Source organism: Domibacillus indicus (assembly GCF_023715895.1).
GTDB lineage: Bacteria > Bacillota > Bacilli > Bacillales > Domibacillaceae > Domibacillus > Domibacillus indicus_A.
Window position 1 is genome coordinate 112,063 of record NZ_JAMBOO010000004.1, and the last position, 18,347, is coordinate 130,409.

The window sequence follows — 18,347 nt, forward strand, 5'->3', positions numbered from 1 at the left end:
CCTTTATTTCTTCTGTCCATTCAAAAAGAAAATATGTACAGCTATTTGATTTAAAAATTCTGACAATATTCCCGACTTGACTTATCGGAATTACGGAGTTAAAGTAAGAATCTACATTTTAGTCATTAGGGGGCTTTTTTATGGAAAACGGATTTATCCTTTTAAATATCATCGGCCTTCTGATTCTCGTTGCTCTTTTGTTTTTCATGCAGCGCCGCCACGTTTCGTTTTCGAAACGGGTATTTACCGGACTTGGTCTCGGTATCGTGTATGGACTTATTTTGCACTTTGCATATGGAACAGAATCAGAAACGCTGGCAAGTTCTACAGCCTGGTTTGATTTAATTGGAACAGGTTATGTACGTTTGCTTCAAATGATCGTGATGCCGCTCGTATTTATTTCGATTTTAGGAGCATTCACAAAAATTACGATTGGAAAGAACTTTGCCAAGATGGCGACGCTTATTCTTGGTATTCTTCTTGGCACAACGGCTGTAGCAGCAGCGGTTGGAATTGCATCTGCTATTGGCTTTAACCTGGATGCATCTCAAATTGTCCAGGGTACGGCGGAGACAGAACGCGGCCAGTCTATTGCGGATCAATCGACTGAAGTGGCAGATAAACCGCTGCCGTCTCAAATTGTAGACCTGCTTCCGCAAAATCCATTTTTGGATTTTACAGGCGCGCGTCCGACTTCGACGATTGCCGTTGTCATTTTCGCTGCATTTTTGGGCTTTGCGTACTTAACGGTAGCCCGGAAAGAGCCTGAGCATGCCGCTTTACTAAAACGAGGCATTGATGCTCTTTATTCGCTTGTGATCAATGTGGTGAAGATCGTGCTCCGTTTGACGCCATACGGCATTTTGGCTATTATGGCCCGTACGGTTGCATTGTCTGACTTTGGAGCTATTTATAACCTTGGCAAGTTTGTCATCGCTTCTTATGTAGCGCTGATTGTGATGTTTATTATTCACTTGTTGATTTTGACTTTATCCGGCTTGAGCCCGGCTACTTACGTGAAAAAAGTAGGGGAAACACTCAGCTTTGCTTTTACGTCACGTTCAAGTGCAGGAACACTGCCAATGACATTAAACACGCAAACGACGCGCCTTGGCGTGCCGGAAGGAGTAGCCAATTTTGCCGGCTCATTTGGTTTGTCCATTGGGCAAAACGGCTGCGCAGGTATTTACCCAGCAATGCTTGCCGTAATGATTGCTCCTTCAGCAGGCATCAATCCGCTTGATCCTGGTTTTATCGTGACGTTAATCGCGGTTGTCGTGATCAGCTCGTTCGGTGTAGCAGGTGTAGGCGGCGGTGCCACATTTGCGGCTATTTTGGTTCTATCTGCGATGAACCTTCCTGTCGCGCTTGCTGGTGTGCTCATTTCAGTTGAACCGCTTATCGATATGGGACGGACAGCTCTTAACGTAAACGGCGCGATTACAGCAGGTGTCACGACTGCACGCGTAACAGGAGAACTGGACAAAGGAATATTTAACGAAGACCTGGCTAAACAAACAGCCGATGTATAAACAAAAGCACCTCCACAGATGGAGGTGCTTATTTGTTATTCAGCGTTTTTAGATTTTTTGGACAAATTAGCATGAAGACTTATTTACGGTTCATAGTATATAATAGAAGTGTCGTATACATAGACAAGAGGAGCGACTTACGAAACGGAGGCACTTTCATGACGATCTATACAGGGTTTGTAGGAACGTACACAAAGCAGGACGGAAAAGGAATTCATACGTTCGAGCTTGATACAGAAAAAGCCGAACTCTTACATGCTGCGGTGGCAGCAGAAGTAAACAATTCAACATACATCACGATTAGTGAAAACGAACAATTTTTATACGCGGTAGAGAAAGGCGGAAAAGGCGGCGGTCTTGCAGCTTTTTCAATTCAAAATGGAAAGCTTAACAAACTGAATGACGTACTCGACAGCGAAGGCGTGCCTTGTCACGTATCCCTGAATAAAAATGGCACGCGTGCTTTCACAGCTCAGTACCATACGGGGACAGCGGAAATGTACAGCATCCATGCAGAAACAGGCGAATTAATTGATTTGCTTGATGTAGCGACTCATGAAGGGACAGGCCCGAATCCAGATCGCCAGGAAAAAGCGCATACTCACTTTTTCGGTATGACAAAAGATGAGCGTTTTGTTGTGGCGGTGGATCTTGGAACGGATGAAATTATCACCTATGAAGTGGCTGGAGAAGACCTATTGAAAAAAGCGGTTTTCAAAACAGAGCCGGGAGCAGGTCCGCGCCATATCGTGTTTCACCCGACGGAGTGCGTAGCTTATGTGATGACAGAGCTGAGCAACGAAGTACTTGTTCTGGAACTTAACGAGCAGGATGGGACGTTTAAACAATTGTACGCCCACAAAACAATCCCGGCTGATTTTACAGCAAACAGCCAGGGCAGTGCCATCCGTATTTCATCAGACGGCCGTTTTGTTTATGCAGGCAACCGCGGCCATAACAGTATCGCGGTATTTGAAACAACTGAAAATGGACGCCGTCTTCAGCTGGTAGAGATCGTGTCCACAAAAGGCGATTGGCCTCGTGATTTTGATTTAGACCCAACTGAAATGTTTTTAATCGTAGCACACGAGAAAACACATAATGTAGTCCTGTTTAAGCGTGAAGCGAAAACCGGCCGGCTGACGCCTGCACAATCAGAAGTGACTGTACCCGAAGGAGTTTGTGTGACCTTTTTAAAAGGAAACTAATTGAAAGAAGGCCTTCTATTTGAATGCAATCGACCGTATCGTTCAGACGTACGCCTCCTTTTTTGACTGGGACATGTGGGTTCATGTCCTGACAGACCCAGTCAGCTGGGGATTGATTGGGACACTTGTCGTGATGGAAGGGCTTCTTTCAGCGGATAACGCCTTGGTGCTGGCCGTAATGGTTCGTCACCTGCCTGAAAATAAGCGGAAAAAAGCACTGTTTTACGGGCTTTTAGGCGCATATACATTTCGGTTTGTGGCGATTGGGCTTGGTGTCTGGCTGATGGAAATTCGATGGGTCAAAATTCTGGGCGCTATTTATTTAGCATGGCTCGTTTGGGATCATTTAAAAGAGCCCAATAAAGGAGAACAGCCTGTTGAAACGACGAAAACCGGCGTACTGATTCGGATGTTTGGCCCGTTTTGGGGAACGGTTGCAGCGGTAGAACTGATGGATATTGCTTTTTCTGTCGACAGCGTTCTGGCGGCGTTTGGGATCAGCAAAGAAGTATGGATCCTGCTTTTGGGCGGTATGTTCGGTGTTCTGATGATGCGGACAGTAGCAGGCCTGTTTATGAAGCTGATTGACCGGGTGCCGGAGCTTGAGACGACTGCTTATATTTTAATTGGGATCATCTCCATTAAAATGATGCTGAGCATTGCGTATATAGAAATAAGCCATACCGTCTTCTTTGTGATTTTAGCGATGGCGTTTGTAGGAACATTCGTCGTTCATATTTTTCGAAGAAACCCTGTCAATTAGCGGCAGGGTTTTCTTTATGGAGATAAGAAAAGGAGAAAGGAAACAGAAAATGAGCAGTTTAAGAAATGAGATAGAACAACAGCGGTCAAGGACCGGACAGCTTTTGCTGCTGTTCAGTATTATCCTGCTGGCGTTAAATATGCGGTCACCGATCACCTCAGTCGGACCGCTCACAACGATGATTCAAAATGACCTGCAGCTATCAAGTGCAGCAGCAGGGGCGCTGACAACGATTCCGCTGCTCGCTTTTGCCGTATTATCACCGTTTGCCTCAACGTTAGCGCGTGCATTTGGCATAGAGCGGGTGCTGTTTAGCGCATTGCTGCTTTTAACAATCGGTTTGATGCTGAGGCCGGCGGGAAGCGTAACGGGATTGTTTTCCGGTACGATCCTGATTGGGCTGGCGATTGCTCTTTGCAATGTGCTCACACCGGCTGTTGTAAAGCTGAATTTTCCTCATAAAATCGGTGTTATGACAGGCTTTTATGCGATGTCTATGAATTTATCAGGAGCCTTTGCGTCTGGATTTAGTATTCCAATGGCGGCATTCAGTTCTTTTGGCTGGCGGGCTTCATTAGGGGTTTGGATCATACCAGCATGTGCGGCTATCCTTGTTTGGATGACGCAGTGGCGCTACATTCGGCATCCGTTAAAAGCAGGGCGGCGTACAGGCCAAAAAACACCCCTTAAGCGCTCGGAACTCGCCTGGAAAATCACCGCTTTTATGGGCATTCAGTCTCTTCTGTTTTACTCACTTGTCGCCTGGCTGCCTGACATTTTGCATGAACAGGGGCTGAGTGTAGAATCGGCAGGGTGGATGCTGTCCGCCATTCAATTCACACAGCTGCCGTTTACGTTCATTGTTCCGATCATCGCCGATCGAGTGCAGAATCAGCAGCCGCTTGTGATCGCGGCCGCCTTCTTTATGGCCGCCGGCTTGAGTGGTATTTTATTCGCCTGGACAGAATGGATCGTTCTTTGGGTTATTTTGATTGGGGTGGCTGGAGGGATTTCTTTTAGCCTTGCCATGATGTTTTTCACCCTGCGGACGAGAACATCGCTGGAAGCGGCTGACCTGTCCGGAATGGCGCAATCAGCCGGCTATTTATTTGCCGCATTAGGGCCAGCCTTGTTTGGTGCCATTCATGATACACTAAACGGATGGACAGTGCCTCTTCTGCTATTGATAGCGGCCGTGGTCGGTCTTTTTATCGCCGGTATGGATGCCGGAAAGAACCAGTATGTAACGGGGGAGCCGGATCCTCGCTCCATGAAATAAAAGCTGCACGATAAGGAGTCTTGCTCCTTATCGTGCAGCTTTTTTACTTATGATTCGGTTCGTATAATTCCCATGTGTATTTAAGAGAATCAACAATAAAGTCGGCTACTTCTTCTGCGGAACGATGACGAACCGGCAGTGTAGAATGGTGAATGGCGTATGCGCTCTGCCGTTTGTAAAACAGCTCTTTAATTTCATCTATGCTTTTGCTTTGAAGAACAGGACGGGTATCGACCAAAAGATCAAGGCGTTCTTTCCATTCTTCCCAATCTACATCCAGATAAAAAACGATGCAATGATCCAGGCACGCTTTTCGGATTTCCGGGTTTAAAAAAGCACCACCGCCGATAGACAGAACTTTCAGCTTTTCCTGGGCAAGAGAGCATGTTTTCTTCTGTTCATATTCACGAAAAAACGGCTCGCCGTGCTCGGCGAAAATTTGGGGAATGGTCATGCCGAAATCTTTTTCAATTTCCTGATCTACGTCAATAAATGTTCGGTAGAGTTTTTTTGCAACCAGTTCGCCGATCGTCGTTTTGCCGACGCCCATAAAACCGATCAATACAATGGATTTCTGTCTTGCCGGTATCTGTAAATGGTTCAATCGAAACACTCTTTCCTTTGTTTAAATTACTTTTTAGTATAGTACAGCTGTGAAGCGCCGTAAACATGTTTCAGCGCAGGATAGAAGAAGGCTTTCCAATCGTTTCATGCTACACTAGAAGAAAATGTAAAGAAAGGATGATTTAATTGAAGCCAGTTGTTGTGGTGTACAAGCCTTTGTATGAGGAAGCGCTCCAGTATATTCGGTCCCTATGCCAGGTTGAATATTTCCCGGGATATGAACGAACCGATCCAGCTTTCGTGGAAGCGCTCGGCCGCGCGGACGGCTTGATTGGTTCAGGTTTAAAAGTGGATGAGGCACTCTTGGGTAAAGCGCCAAATCTAAAAGTAATCGCCAACAAATCAGTAGGCTACGATAATCTCGATATTGGGCTTTTAAAAAAGCGTGGCATACAAGCAGCGAATACGCCGGGTGTTTTAGACGATACAGTCGCAGATACCATTATGGCGCTCGTGCTGGCCGCTGCACGGCGGGTAACCGAATTGGACCGGTTCGTTAAAACAGGCGGCTGGGCTGAAAAGGGATTTCATGAGGGCCAATTTGGTGTGGATGTACATCATAAAACACTTGGTATTATCGGCATGGGTGGTATCGGGCGGACCGTTGCCAAGCGGGCGCATTTTGGCTTTGATATGAACATTCTCTATCATAACCGTTCACGCCAGGAAGAAGCAGAGCATACATACAACGCTGTTTATTGTACGATGGATGAGCTGCTTGAACAGTCGGATTTTGTGTGTGTGATGACACCGCTGACCGAACAAACGAGGGGAATGATCGGCCGGGAAGCGTTTGAGAAAATGAAGGAAACAGCTGTTTTTATCAATGCATCACGCGGTCCGGTCGTAGATGAAAAAGCACTGATCCATGCCTTACAGTCCAAGCAAATCCGGGCTGCCGGACTCGATGTATTCGAGCAGGAGCCGGTCCGCTCCGACAACCCGCTTTTACAAATGGACAACATCGTTACGCTGCCGCATATCGGCTCGGCAACCGAAGAAACACGTAAAAAGATGGCGATGCTTGCGGCCGAAAACGTGGTTGCCGGTGTTACGGGGAGAACGTTGAAAACGCCTATTTATTAATATTTTATACTTTACTGTTTTAATTAAGAAAAAAGCACTTTCTGAACCGAAGACGGTCTGGAAAGTGCTTTTTATATTTGACAGCCAAGCTGCCGTGAAATATTTTTGGATGTTTCGCGCATTTTACGGATCAGTTCATCATGAATGCGTTCCATAGTAATGCGGTGAACAGGGCCGGATACACTGAAACTGGCGACGATGCGGCCGCTGAAGTCGCGAATCGGCGCGGCGATACAGCGAATGCCTTCTTCATTTTCAATATTATCCAATGCATAATTCTGCTGTTTGACGAGATCAATTTCTTTCTTAAGTTCCTCAAGTGAATCAATCGTTTTGGCTGTTCTTTTTACAAAATCGATTGACGCTGTTGCCTGTTTAAATTCGTCTTCATCCATGCCGGACAGCAGGATTTTTCCTACCCCGGTGCAGTACATCGGATTACGGCTGCCGATTCGGGAATACATGCGGATCGTCTGGCTGCTTTCAATTTTATCGATATACACCACTTCTGCATTATCTTCAACACACAAATGAATCGTTTCGTTAATATCCTCACATAAAGCTTCAAGAAAGGGCCGGGCAGCGGAAATAAGACCGTTGTTAGCCGTCATATTGCGTGATAAGTACAAAACTTGATAACCGAGCCGATACTTTTCCGTTTTCGGATCCTGCGTCACATACTTCATATTCAGCAGTGTGCCGAGCAGGCGGTGAATCGTACTTTTGGATAAGCCGGCTTTCTCAGCAAGCCGGCTGATTTGAATGCCGTCTGGATAGTCCGACATGATATTAAGAAGCGTCAATGCGCGTTCAAGTGACTGAACATTGGACATAAAAGTGTCCTCCTTCAAAGAGCTGTTCCATTTATCATAGGGAATCGTTGTTTTTTTGTAAATAGGCTCATTTTTTTCTTTTTTCAGAAAATAGCTTGCAAACGATGAAAACGCCTTTATAATAAAAGTATAAATAATGAAACATTGTTCCACGATACGGAACAATATAAAAAGGAGTGTTCGATATATGAAAACGATCTATGCCCATCATCCGGATGATGTAAAAAACTACACGACTGACAAGCTGCGTGAACAGTTTTTAATGGAAAAGGTGTTTATCGAAGACAGCATTCAGTTAACGTACAGCCACGTTGACCGGATTATTTATGGCGGTGCCATGCCAGTTGAGAAAGCGCTAACAATGGAAGCAGGAAAGGAATTAGCCGCAGAATATTTTCTTGAGCGCCGCGAAATGGGCGTCATCAACGTCGGCGGTGATGGGAAAGTCACACTGGATGGCAAAGAATATGAGATCAATAGCCGTGACGGCCTTTATATCGGCAAAGGAACGAAGGATATCGTGTTCGAATCAAAAGATGCAGGGAACCCGGCTAAGTTTTATATCAATTCATGTCCAGCCCATCACTCCTATCCAACGGTTAAAGTCGGTCTTGACAATGCCATTGCGCGTCCGATGGGGGCAGACGAATCAATGAATAAGCGGACGATTTACCAGTTTATCCATCCAGATGTATTAGAGTCGTGCCAGCTGAGCATGGGGATGACCATGCTTGAAAAAGGAAGCGGCTGGAACACGATGCCGTGCCATACACATGAGCGCCGTATGGAAGTTTATTTTTACTTTGACATGGAAGAGGACACACGCGTGTTTCATATGATGGGACAGCCGCAGGAAACACGTCATATTGTCATGGCGAATGAGCAGGCGGTGCTGTCGCCAAGCTGGTCGATTCATGCAGGTGCCGGTACGAACAACTACACGTTTATTTGGGGCATGTGCGGCGAGAACATTGACTTTGATGATATGCAGTTTGTCGATATGAAGGACTTGCGCTAAGGAGGCGGAACAGGATGGCTTTTCAACAGGAGTTCTTTTCACTAAAAGGAAAAACAGCGCTCGTCACAGGAGCAAGAACAGGAATCGGGCAGGCGATTTCCGTTGGTCTTGCCGCGTCTGGGGCACATGTTTTATTGCTTGGGCACCGCGATAATTTAGAAGAAACAAAAGCGCAGATTGCCGAAGCAGGTGGAACATGTGAAACGGTATTGATTGATTTAAGCCAAACCGGCAGCATTCGGGAGCAGATTAAGCCGGTGCTTGAAAAGCATCAAATTGACATTTTAGTCAACAATGCTGGCGTCATTTACCGCGAGCCGGCAGCCGAATTTGATGAATCAGAATGGAACCGTGTCATGGATGTAAATATAAATGCCGTGTTTATTTTATCGCAGGAAGCAGGGCGGTTCATGATTGAGCGGGGCTCCGGAAAAATCATTAATATTGCTTCGCTTCTTTCTTTCCAGGGCGGCGTCTTCGTTCCTGCTTACACGGCAAGCAAGCATGCGGTAGCCGGTTTAACGAAAGCGCTTGCGAATGAATGGGCCGCTAAAGGCGTCCAGGTGAACGCCATTGCACCTGGCTACATTGAAACGAACAATACAGAAGCACTTCGTAACGATCCAGACCGAAGCAAATCGATTTTGGACCGGATCCCTGCTGGAAGATGGGGAGAGGCGGATGATATTGCCGGTGCAGCTGTTTTTCTTGCTTCCAGAGCAGCGGATTACGTGAACGGTCACGTACTCGTTGTCGATGGCGGCTGGATGGGAAGATAAGGAGGCGAAAGAGATGGATGTAATAACAATCGGCGATGGCATGATCACCTTTGACCCCGCTTCGAAAGGGCCGCTTCGCTTCGTCAATCAATTCCAGCGGAAAATTGGCGGGGCTGAATTAAACGTGATGCTGGGCTGTGCCCGCCTCGGTCTTCGCTCGGGCTGGATCAGCCGCCTTGGCAAGGATGAATTTGGCCGGCATATTATAAACACCGTCCGCGGAGAAGGAGTGGATGTTTCCGAGGTCAAGCTGGAGGAAGGATACGCGACGTCGTTGAATTTCAAAGAAGTACAGGAATCCGGTGCGGGACGAACCTTTTATTACCGCCTGCCTTCACCAACTGAAACACTGACACCGGAGGCACTGCCGGAGGAATACATCAAAGGAGCCAAAATTCTTCATGTTACCGGCGTATTTCCGGCGATTCAGCCGCAAAACCGCCAGGTGATTCTGCGGGCGCTTCAAATTGCGAAAGAAAATGGTGTGAAAGTGTCCTTTGATCCAAATATCCGGCTTCGTCTTTGGTCAAAGACAGAAGCGCGTGAAACGATTTTATCCTATTTGCCATATGTTGATTATTTATTGACGGGCCGCGAAGAGCTGGAAATCATCTTTGATTCAGCGGATGACAGCTTTCTGCGCCGCGCACTTGGCGGATTTTCTTTTGAGCAGGTGATTATGAAAGACGGCGACAAAGGATCAGCTGTTCTTCAAAATGGCTCGTGGCAGCATGTGGCTGGTTTTCCGGTTGCGAAAGTAGTAGACACAGTTGGAGCCGGCGATGGGTTTGATGCCGGTTTTCTATACGGCCTGCTCCAGGGCTGGCCGGTGGAACGGTCACTTGAATTTGCCAATGCCATTGGCGCGATGGTTGTACAGGTGAACGGCGATAACGAAGGCCTTCCTTACTTGGAAGAGGTGGAAGGGTTTTTAGGTCAGCGTGAAACGATAGAAAGGTAGGGAAACAGCATGGTAATTGAACAGTTAACCGAGGCGCCCCTTGTGCCCATTTTACGGAAAGTGCCTTATGACAAAAGCACTGCTATTGTAAAAGCGCTTGTTGACGGCGGTGTAACCTCAATTGAAGTAACAATGGAAAGCGACCGGGCCGAGGAGATCATAGCGGAAGCCATTCAGACGCACGGCAATCGTGTGCTGGTAGGTGCCGGAACAGTGCTGAATATTGAGGACTGCCGCCGGGCCATTGAAGCCGGTGCCCAATTTATTGTGACGCCGGCATTGGATGAAGAAGTAACGGCATACGCAGTCGAGCAAAACGTTCCGATCATTCCAGGTGTATTTACGCCGGCAGAGATGATGCGGGCAATGAAGCTGGGGGCAGAAGCCATTAAGCTGTTTCCGGCATCCGTGCTCGGTCCTGCTTTTATCAAAGATGTAAAAGGGCCGCTCAGCCATATTCCCATTATGACAACCGGAGGCATTACCCTCGAAACAGCTGCTGACTACATTAAAGCAGGAGCCGCGGCAGTCGGAACAGGCAGCGCTTTGTTGAAAAAAGACTTGATTGCTTCTAATGACTGGGAAGGGTTAAAGAAAGAAACTGAAAAGTGGATTCAAGCTGTAACGATCCATAAAGTAGCAGGGTAAAACACCGTATAGCCGAAATACAAGGAAAACAGGCCGGAATTTTCCGCCTATGGCCGGAGTCTTTATCGTTCCGGCCATAGGCTCGCTGATTCCGGCTCCCTTGCGTTTTTTTTTCGGCCTGCAGAAAAACAGGAGGGAAGCAAATATGAAACTAGGCATCCGTGGACATGATCTGGAAAAAATGCCGGCAGAAGAGCTGGCCCGGACCATTTCTGATAAAGGATTTGATGCGGTGCAGCTGGCAGTTGGAAAATCATTCGATTTTTATACGGGGCCCGGCAGCTTAACGAAAGAGATTTCCCGGGAAATTGGCGAGACATTCCGCCGGCATGATGTACAAATTGCGGTGCTTGGCTGCTATATTCAAATGATTCATCCGGACCCCGCTGTCCGCCGGCATGAGCTGGATCGTTTCAAAGAGCACCTGGCTGCTGCAAATGATTTTGGCTGCCTGCTGGTCGGGACAGAGACTGGAAATGTTCGTGCAGAAATCGCGTACACAACAGACAATTTCAAGGAAGAGCCGTTTCTAGCCGTTGTAGAAAGTATGAAAGAACTGGCTGCTGAAGCAGAAGCGCAGAATGCGATCATTGGAGTAGAGGCCGGTGTGAACCATCCGATCTACTCGCCGGAAACGATGAAGCGGCTGCTTGACCTTGTTCAGTCCGATCATGTGCGTGTTATTTTTGATCCAGTTAATTTACTGACGGCCGAAACGTGGGAGAATCAAGCAGCGATATTCCAAGAGGCGTTTCATCTGTTTGGTGATAAAATTGCCGTGCTGCATGCCAAGGACGTTGAGCTGAAAAATGGTTCGTTTCAAGCGGTGCCGGTAGGGAAAGGCTTAATTGATTACGAGACTGTTTTTCGGCTGATCAGGGAAACAGGCCGGTCGATTCCGGTTTTACTGGAAGATGTACGTGACCCCTTTATTGAAGAAAGCCGCCAATTTCTTGCTGCTCAACATCACTGATTTTTAAACAAACTCCCCGGAAAAGTAATATCGAAATTTTTCCTGATTTCGATAAACTGGATAAAAAGGGGATGGTATAATGGTACAAATGATGACAAATGGTGTGTACCGGTTTTGTGAATGGGTGACCCGCCTTGCTTATTTAAACGTTTTATGGATAGCGTTTTCACTGGCGGGTCTGCTCGTTCTTGGCTTTTTTCCTGCGACGGCTGCCCTGTTTGCAGTCACACGCAAATGGGCCATGGGGGAAACAGATATACCTGTTTTTCGGACATTTTGGCGTACGTATAAGGAATTGTTTTGGCGGTCCAACCGACTTGGCCTTACGCTGACGCTGCCCGCTGTTTTATTTGGTGCGAACTTTATGATCTTTGAGCAATATGGAGCGCCGCTTCCATTTATGCCGTTTCTGTTAACAAGCTTTTTTTTGTTGTATAGTGTGGTTGCATTATTTGTTTTTCCGGTGTATGTTCACTATAACGTTCCGCTCAAACAAACGGTCAAGTATTCACTTTTGATCGGGCTGCTGCGCCCTGTTCATACCGTGCTGATGATTGCGAGTCTGATCGGAATGGCATATGTTATGATGCAGCATATTACGTTTGTGTTGTTCTTTAGTGGAAGCGCTTTCGGGTTTGTGCTTATGTGGTTTGCGATGAAGGCATTTCATAAGGTAGCGGAAAAGCAGGAAGAAGCCTCTCTGCAGCAAACGTAAAAAATGCGCCGGAGGAGGATGCGTGTGATTGAAGGCGTTATGGGAATACCTTGTTATCACATTTGAAAATTTAAAAATTAAGTATAAGTTTATTGTGTTTGTTTCCGCCATTATGTGTGTTTTTTTACTTTTTACCATTGCCGGCCTGCAGTATGCCTTTACAACGTATGATCAGCAAATTTATCGAAAATCCTCTCAGGTACTCAGCATGTCATCTGACAGTGTAGAAAATGAACTGCAGCGTATTCAGGATATTTCATTTGAAATTGTCACCGACCCTTCTCTTATTCAGCAGACAGCCCATACAAAGAAAGCGGCAAACCGATATGAACAGTATGGCATTCAAACAGCCATCAGCAACCGGTTAAGCGACTACATCAGCTCTGAAAAATATATTCATTCCATTTACTTGATTGATACAAATGGCAAAATGTATTCAGCAGGCAATTCGCTCGCCCCGGCAGCGGAAGAAGAAAAAGCGATGCTGATTGAACGGGCAGAGCAGGCGCACGGATCGAATGTATGGGTAACGGCAGACGGCATGAACCGGTTCCTAACCGCTGCCCGTCAGATCCGTTCCTATGAGAATTTAAGTATGGAGAATCTGGGCACGATTGTTATTCGTGTGGATTTAGCCAAAATCGTCGCGTCACTGCCTGAAGAATGGGAAGACACGCAGGGCAACACGATGATTTCAAATGGAGATCACGTGTTTTTTTCGGAGGAAGATATACGTCCGTTTCGCTCTTTTGATTTTTCCGAGCAGACAGCGCAAGGGTACACGGTCAAGGAAATCAATGGCAGCCGGTATTTTGTCACCTACGTAAAAACATCGTTTGCAGACTGGACATATTGGCACTTTATTCCGTTTGACGCGGTATTTTCAAACATCACCAAAGTGAAGTATTCGATTATTGCCGCTTTTGTTGTTTTACTGCTTATTGTCATTATGACAGTGGTTCATTTCACACGAAAAATTACTACACCGATTGAAGAACTGGTCCAAACGATGCACCACATACAGAAAGGGGATTTTGCAATCGCGGAAACGATGCCGCCGCCTCCTCGTCATCAGGATGAGATTGGGATGCTCCACCGCGATTTTACATTTATGGTTCAGCGCATTAATGAACTTATCAAAGAAAACTATGAAAAACAGCTGCTCTTAAAAGAAACGGAATTTAAAGCGCTGCAAGCACAGATGAATCCGCACTTTTTGTATAACACGCTTGAATCCGTCAACTGGCTGGCGAAGGCAAACAAGCAGACGCAGATTTCTAAAATGGTAGAGTCCCTTGCTTATTTGCTGCGGAACTCCGTTAATTTAAAAGAAGATATCGTTACGATTGAGCAGGAAGTCGATTTAGTCAGCCATTATGTGACCATTCAAAAATATCGCTTTGAAGACCGGCTTGATTTTCACCTTGAAGTGGAGCCGGAAGTACTGGAATGCCGTATTCCAAAGCTGACCATTCAGCCGCTGATTGAAAACGCGATTCATTATGCGCTTGAGAAAATGATTGATCCGTGTACGATCACGATCAGGGCGCACAAAAAGCGCGATGCTGTTTTTGTGAGAGTCGAAGATAATGGACCTGGCATGGATGCACAGTTTCTGGAAAAGCTGTACAAAGGGGAGGTTAAAACACGTGGGACAGGCATTGGCCTGAAAAATATTGATGAACGGACGAAGCTGTTTTTTGGGGAGAAATACGGAATTACCATTCACAGTGCATCTGGAAGAGGAACGGCTGTGACGGTTTTTTTACCTTTTGAAACGGGGGATGAAAATCATGTACAAAGTGTTGCTGGCGGATGATGAACGCATCATTTTGGAAGGGATTTCAAACGTGATTGACTGGCAGTCGCTTGATACGGAACTGGTTGCAACCGCACGAAATGGAATTGAAGCCTACGAAAAAATTGCCGAGCATCACCCGCACATTGTGATCAGCGATATTAAAATGCCGGGTATGGATGGCCTTGAGCTTGCCGGCAAAGTGCGGGCTGATTTTCCTGATATTCAATTTATTGTTCTGTCTGGCTTCAGTGAGTTTGAATATGCCCGGTGCGCCATGCAGCACGGGGTAAAAAACTATTTGCTCAAGCCGTGCAATGAAGCTGATATTATCGAAACGGTCACGGACGCGGTGAAAAACATTAAGCAGAAGGAACAGCAGCGGCAGCAGTTTGAAGAAATGCAGCCGAAGCAGCCAGCAGCTGAAACACGGCAGCCGTGCCGGGAGTATTCGCCGGTGATTAACGAAGTAGTCGACATTATTTACGCTCATTTCAGCGACAAGCATTTGTCCTTAAAGTGGGTAGCCGGTCAAATGCTTTATATGAACGCCGACTATCTTGGAAAGCTGTTTAAGCAGGAAACAAATGAGCGCTTTTCCGTTTATTTAACGAAAGTCCGCATTGAAGAAGCGATCAAGCAAATTGGACAGACAGAGGACGTGCGAGTCGCTGACTTGGCGGAGCGGACCGGCTTTGGGGACAATCCCCAGTATTTCAGCCAGGTATTTAAAAAGTATACGGGTGTTACACCGACGGAATACCGTAAAGCCATATGAACAGATGGATCCTGACTGAAGTCGGGGTCTTTTTTTGACTTTTCATCGATCACTGTTTTTTAAACATTGTTATCGGGTTTTTCCATTTAAATAATTTGAAAAATCCATAAAATAAGGATTGTAAGCACTTTCAAAAAAGAAACGAAAGCGGGGGACTGGGATGAAGAAAGTAGTATTGTCGCTAAGCAGCCTCATGCTGGCTGCCGGACTTGCCGGATGTGGCAATGACAGCAGCAGCGGGACGAGCGGTGAAACAAAAGAAGGCGGTTCAAATGAAGAGATTACACTTCGTGTTGCATGGTGGGGCGGCCAGCCGCGTCATGATTATACAATGAAAGTTATTGAAATGTATGAAAAAAAACATCCAAACGTAAACATCGAAGCGGAGTTTGCAAACTGGGATGACTACTGGAAAAAGCTGGCGCCGATGGCAGCAGCCAATCAGCTTCCTGACATTATTCAAATGGATACAGCTTACTTATCACAATACGGTGAAAAAGGCCAATTAGAAGATTTAACACCATATACAAAAGACGGCACGATCAATGTTGAAAATATTGATGAAACAACCCTAAAAGGCGGCAATATTGGAGACAAAATGTACGGATTTAATATGGGCTCAAATGTACTGTCAGTCATTACAAACGATGACATGCTGAAGCAGGCAGGCGTTGAATTAAATAGTGAAAATTGGACATGGGATGATTTCGAAAAAGCGGCCATTGACGTACAAAAAGCAACCGGCAAATACGGCACAAACCCAATGAATCCACCGGATGTCTTTTTCCCGTACTACCTGCGCACACAAGGCGAACGCTTTTATAAAGAAGATGGTACAGGCCTTGCCTACAAGGATGACCAGCTGTTTGTCGATTTCTTTGAACGCCAGGTTCGTTTAATTAAAGCGGAAGCGTTCCCAACGCCAGATGTGTCTGCTCAGGTTAAAGGACTTGAAGATGACTTTATTGTAAAAGGCAACGCAGCCATGACATGGAACTACTCCAACCAATATCTTGGTTTCGCACAGCTGACAGATGCACCGTTAACACTTAACCTGCCGCCGGAGCAAGCTGAAAACAAAGCATTGTTCCTTCGTCCAAGTATGTTCTTCTCCGTGCCGAAAAGCTCTCAGCACAAAGAAGAAGCAGCGAAATTCATCGATTTCTTTACAAATGACGTGGAAGCCAACAAATTGATCAAAGGCGACCGCGGCGTACCGGTTTCATCCGAAATCATCGATGCCTTAAAGCCTGAACTGACAGAAGATGAATTGAAAATCTTTGAATATGTTGAAAGCGCCTTCGAAACAGCCAGCCCTGCTGACCCGCCAGATCCGCTTGGCAGCGCTGAAGTAATGAAAGCCTTGAAAGACATTTCCGACCAGATCCTGTTTGAGAAAATCTCACCTGAAGAAGGGGCGAAGAAATTCCGTAAGCAGGCAGATGAAATTTTAAGCAGAAACGCCTAATGACAGGGCAGGAGTATGACAGACAGAGCGTGCTCCTGCTTTTCTAAAATAAGAAAGGACGTGACCCCAAATGAAACTACGCCCGGCAGGAGATAATCTCGCAGGCTATGCTTTTATCTCTCCATTCATTATTGGATTTCTTGCCTTCACCATTATCCCGATGATTGTTTCACTTTACTTGTCTTTTACAAGCTATGACTTGTTTTCCGCTCCTCAGTGGGTTGGGCTTGCCAACTACGTTGAAATGTTTACCGGAGATGAAAAATACTGGACAACAATTAAAGTTACCTTTACCTACGTACTGGCCGGTGTGCCGCTTCGCTTAACCTTTGCTCTGATTGTTGCGATGCTGTTAAACCGTGCTTCCCGTATGGTAGGTGTATACCGGACACTGTTTTACCTGCCGTCCATCATTGGCGGAAGTGTTGCGGTAGCAATTATGTGGCGCAACATTTTCGGGAATGAAGGGACCATTAACCAGATCTTGTTCTTTATGGGGATTGACCAAAAAATCTACTGGTATCAGGAACCAACATCGGCGCTTTGGACATTGATTCTGCTGTCTGTGTGGCAGTTCGGCTCTTCCATGCTTATTTTCCTGGCCGGCTTAAAAAATATTTCGCCGGAATATTACGAGGCAGCGAGTGTAGATGGGGCTAACCCGTTCCAGAAGTTTTTCAAAATTACGCTGCCGCTTCTCAGCCCTATTATTTTCTTTAACCTGGTCATGCAGACGATTTCCGCATTTATGACGTTTACGCCGGCTTACATCATTTCCAAAGGAGAAGGCGGGCCGCTTGATGGAACACTTCTTTACTCGCTTTATTTATTCCAAAAAGCATTCAACTTCTTCCAGATGGGCTATGCATCCGCAATGGCATGGGTGATGCTCTTGATCGTTGGTCTTTTAACACTGATTTTATTTAAAACATCCAAGTATTGGGTGCATTACGAATCGAAGGAGGGATAAGGAATGAAAGCACTACAAGAAACACCGCAGGCAGAACCGCGCCAGCTGCGTATCGATAAACCGAAATTCAACTGGAAAAAGTGGCTTTATCATCTTGTGACCGGCACATTTGCCCTGCTGATGCTTTACCCGATTCTCTGGCTGCTGATGAGCTCGTTTAAAGAAAGTTCGCAAGTGTTTGTTACGGCGCATTCCCTGATTCCGGACCCATTCATTATCAGCAACTATGCGCAGGGATGGGAAGGCATCGCCGGCCAGTCGTTTGGCACCTTTATTAAAAACTCGCTTATCATCGTCGGTTTTTCCACAATCGGCGCCGTTATTTCTTCGTCCTTAATCGCGTACGGATTTGCCCGCATTTCATTTAAAGGAAAAGCATTCTGGTTCGCCTGCATGATGGTATCGATGATGCTTCCACACGAAGTCGTTATGATTCCACAGTACATCATTTTCGCGAAAATCGGCTGGCTGAACTCGTTTTTGCCGATTATTGTCCCGCAGTTTTTCGGCCATGCGTTTTTCATTTTCCTGATGGTGCAATTTATCCGCAACATTCCAATTGAGCTTGATGAAGCAGCACGAATTGATGGCTGCGGCCGTTTCGGCATTTTCTACAAAGTGATTTTGCCGCTGATCGTGCCGGCTATGGCAACAGCTGCGATCTTCTCGTTTTACTGGAAGTGGGAGGACTTAATCAACCCGGTGCTGTACTTAAACAGCCCGGAAAAATATCCGGTTTCACTGGCATTGAAGCTTTTCCTTGATTCTGAGACGGCTTCTAACTGGGGAGCGATGTTCGCCATGTCGGTTGTTTCACTTCTACCGGTTGTCTTAATTTTCTTCTTATTCCAGAGATATATCGTAGAAGGAATCAGCACAAGCGGACTGAAATAAGAAACGAAAAGGAGCGGCTC

18 protein-coding genes and 1 pseudogene are annotated in these 18,347 nt (G+C 46.2%); 17 read left to right on the forward strand and 2 right to left on the reverse strand.

The window, feature by feature from the left end; translation table 11 throughout:
• Positions 1 to 140: 140 nt before the first annotated feature.
• The 4 genes from M3221_RS09450 (at position 141) to M3221_RS09465 (ending at position 4,782) form a co-directional block, all read left to right on the forward strand.
• Positions 141 to 1,532 carry an L-cystine transporter gene (locus tag M3221_RS09450; protein ID WP_242232567.1) on the forward strand — a complete coding sequence of 464 codons (1,392 nt, stop codon included), beginning with the start codon at positions 141 to 143 and terminating at the stop codon, positions 1,530 to 1,532.
• A 158-nt stretch (positions 1,533 to 1,690) separates the two neighbouring features.
• Positions 1,691 to 2,740: a lactonase family protein gene (locus M3221_RS09455; RefSeq protein WP_251271275.1), complete on the forward strand. Its 1,050-nt coding sequence runs from the start codon at positions 1,691 to 1,693 to the stop codon at positions 2,738 to 2,740.
• A gap of 73 nt (positions 2,741 to 2,813) precedes the next feature.
• A complete protein-coding gene (locus M3221_RS09460; RefSeq protein WP_396120267.1) occupies positions 2,814 to 3,503 on the forward strand; it encodes a TerC family protein in 690 nt (229 codons plus the stop codon).
• Between the two features lie 49 nt (positions 3,504 to 3,552).
• Positions 3,553 to 4,782, forward strand: a complete 1,230-nt coding sequence (locus M3221_RS09465) for a CynX/NimT family MFS transporter (protein WP_251271279.1) — start codon at positions 3,553 to 3,555, stop codon at positions 4,780 to 4,782.
• A gap of 43 nt (positions 4,783 to 4,825) precedes the next feature.
• On the opposite strand, the gene M3221_RS09470 is transcribed toward M3221_RS09465, so the two are convergent.
• Positions 4,826 to 5,332 carry a shikimate kinase gene (locus tag M3221_RS09470; RefSeq protein WP_251271762.1) on the reverse strand — a complete coding sequence of 169 codons (507 nt, stop codon included), beginning with the start codon at positions 5,330 to 5,332 and terminating at the stop codon, positions 4,826 to 4,828.
• Positions 5,333 to 5,532: 200 nt separating this feature from the next.
• Between M3221_RS09470 and M3221_RS09475 the strand changes: the two genes are divergently transcribed.
• Positions 5,533 to 6,492 (forward strand): 2-hydroxyacid dehydrogenase, encoded by a 960-nt coding sequence (locus M3221_RS09475; RefSeq protein WP_251271281.1) that lies wholly within the window; start codon positions 5,533 to 5,535, stop codon positions 6,490 to 6,492.
• Positions 6,493 to 6,563: 71 nt separating this feature from the next.
• Here the strand turns inward: M3221_RS09475 and M3221_RS09480 are convergent, their stop codons facing one another.
• Positions 6,564 to 7,325: an IclR family transcriptional regulator gene (locus M3221_RS09480; protein ID WP_251271283.1), complete on the reverse strand. Its 762-nt coding sequence runs from the start codon at positions 7,323 to 7,325 to the stop codon at positions 6,564 to 6,566.
• 187 nt (positions 7,326 to 7,512) lie between these two features.
• Here M3221_RS09480 and kduI point away from each other — a divergent pair, with 187 nt between their 5' ends.
• From kduI to M3221_RS09535, 12 genes and pseudogenes are all read left to right on the forward strand, one after another.
• On the forward strand, positions 7,513 to 8,343 hold the full coding sequence (gene kduI / locus M3221_RS09485; protein ID WP_251271286.1) for a 5-dehydro-4-deoxy-D-glucuronate isomerase: 831 nt from the start codon (positions 7,513 to 7,515) through the stop codon (positions 8,341 to 8,343).
• Between the two features lie 14 nt (positions 8,344 to 8,357).
• On the forward strand, positions 8,358 to 9,122 hold the full coding sequence (gene kduD, locus M3221_RS09490) for a 2-dehydro-3-deoxy-D-gluconate 5-dehydrogenase KduD (protein ID WP_251271288.1): 765 nt from the start codon (positions 8,358 to 8,360) through the stop codon (positions 9,120 to 9,122).
• 13 nt (positions 9,123 to 9,135) lie between these two features.
• The gene (locus M3221_RS09495) at positions 9,136 to 10,083 is read left to right on the forward strand and encodes a sugar kinase (RefSeq protein ID WP_251271291.1); all 948 of its coding nucleotides are present in this window, start codon (positions 9,136 to 9,138) and stop codon (positions 10,081 to 10,083) included.
• Between the two features lie 9 nt (positions 10,084 to 10,092).
• Positions 10,093 to 10,731, forward strand: coding sequence for a bifunctional 4-hydroxy-2-oxoglutarate aldolase/2-dehydro-3-deoxy-phosphogluconate aldolase (locus M3221_RS09500; protein WP_251271293.1), 639 nt, complete (start codon positions 10,093 to 10,095; stop codon positions 10,729 to 10,731).
• A 145-nt stretch (positions 10,732 to 10,876) separates the two neighbouring features.
• On the forward strand, positions 10,877 to 11,704 hold the full coding sequence (locus M3221_RS09505) for a sugar phosphate isomerase/epimerase family protein (protein WP_251271295.1): 828 nt from the start codon (positions 10,877 to 10,879) through the stop codon (positions 11,702 to 11,704).
• Between the two features lie 79 nt (positions 11,705 to 11,783).
• On the forward strand, positions 11,784 to 12,419 hold the full coding sequence (locus tag M3221_RS09510) for a YesL family protein (RefSeq protein ID WP_251271298.1): 636 nt from the start codon (positions 11,784 to 11,786) through the stop codon (positions 12,417 to 12,419).
• Positions 12,420 to 12,447: 28 nt separating this feature from the next.
• Positions 12,448 to 14,238 carry a cache domain-containing sensor histidine kinase gene (locus M3221_RS09515; protein WP_251271299.1) on the forward strand — a complete coding sequence of 597 codons (1,791 nt, stop codon included), beginning with the start codon at positions 12,448 to 12,450 and terminating at the stop codon, positions 14,236 to 14,238.
• Positions 14,213 to 14,551, forward strand: a pseudogene (locus M3221_RS27080) (response regulator); the annotation flags it as partial. The gene M3221_RS09515 and the pseudogene M3221_RS27080, both read left to right, overlap by 26 nt.
• A 210-nt stretch (positions 14,552 to 14,761) precedes the next feature.
• A complete protein-coding gene (locus M3221_RS27085; RefSeq protein WP_472843773.1) occupies positions 14,762 to 14,995 on the forward strand; it encodes a helix-turn-helix domain-containing protein in 234 nt (77 codons plus the stop codon).
• A 160-nt stretch (positions 14,996 to 15,155) separates the two neighbouring features.
• Complete coding sequence (locus M3221_RS09525) at positions 15,156 to 16,463, forward strand: ABC transporter substrate-binding protein (protein WP_251271301.1); 1,308 nt, start codon at positions 15,156 to 15,158, stop codon at positions 16,461 to 16,463.
• A 70-nt stretch (positions 16,464 to 16,533) separates the two neighbouring features.
• Positions 16,534 to 17,433: a carbohydrate ABC transporter permease gene (locus M3221_RS09530; protein WP_251271303.1), complete on the forward strand. Its 900-nt coding sequence runs from the start codon at positions 16,534 to 16,536 to the stop codon at positions 17,431 to 17,433.
• A gap of 120 nt (positions 17,434 to 17,553) precedes the next feature.
• A complete protein-coding gene (locus M3221_RS09535; protein WP_375164541.1) occupies positions 17,554 to 18,327 on the forward strand; it encodes a carbohydrate ABC transporter permease in 774 nt (257 codons plus the stop codon).
• Positions 18,328 to 18,347 lie beyond the last annotated feature (20 nt).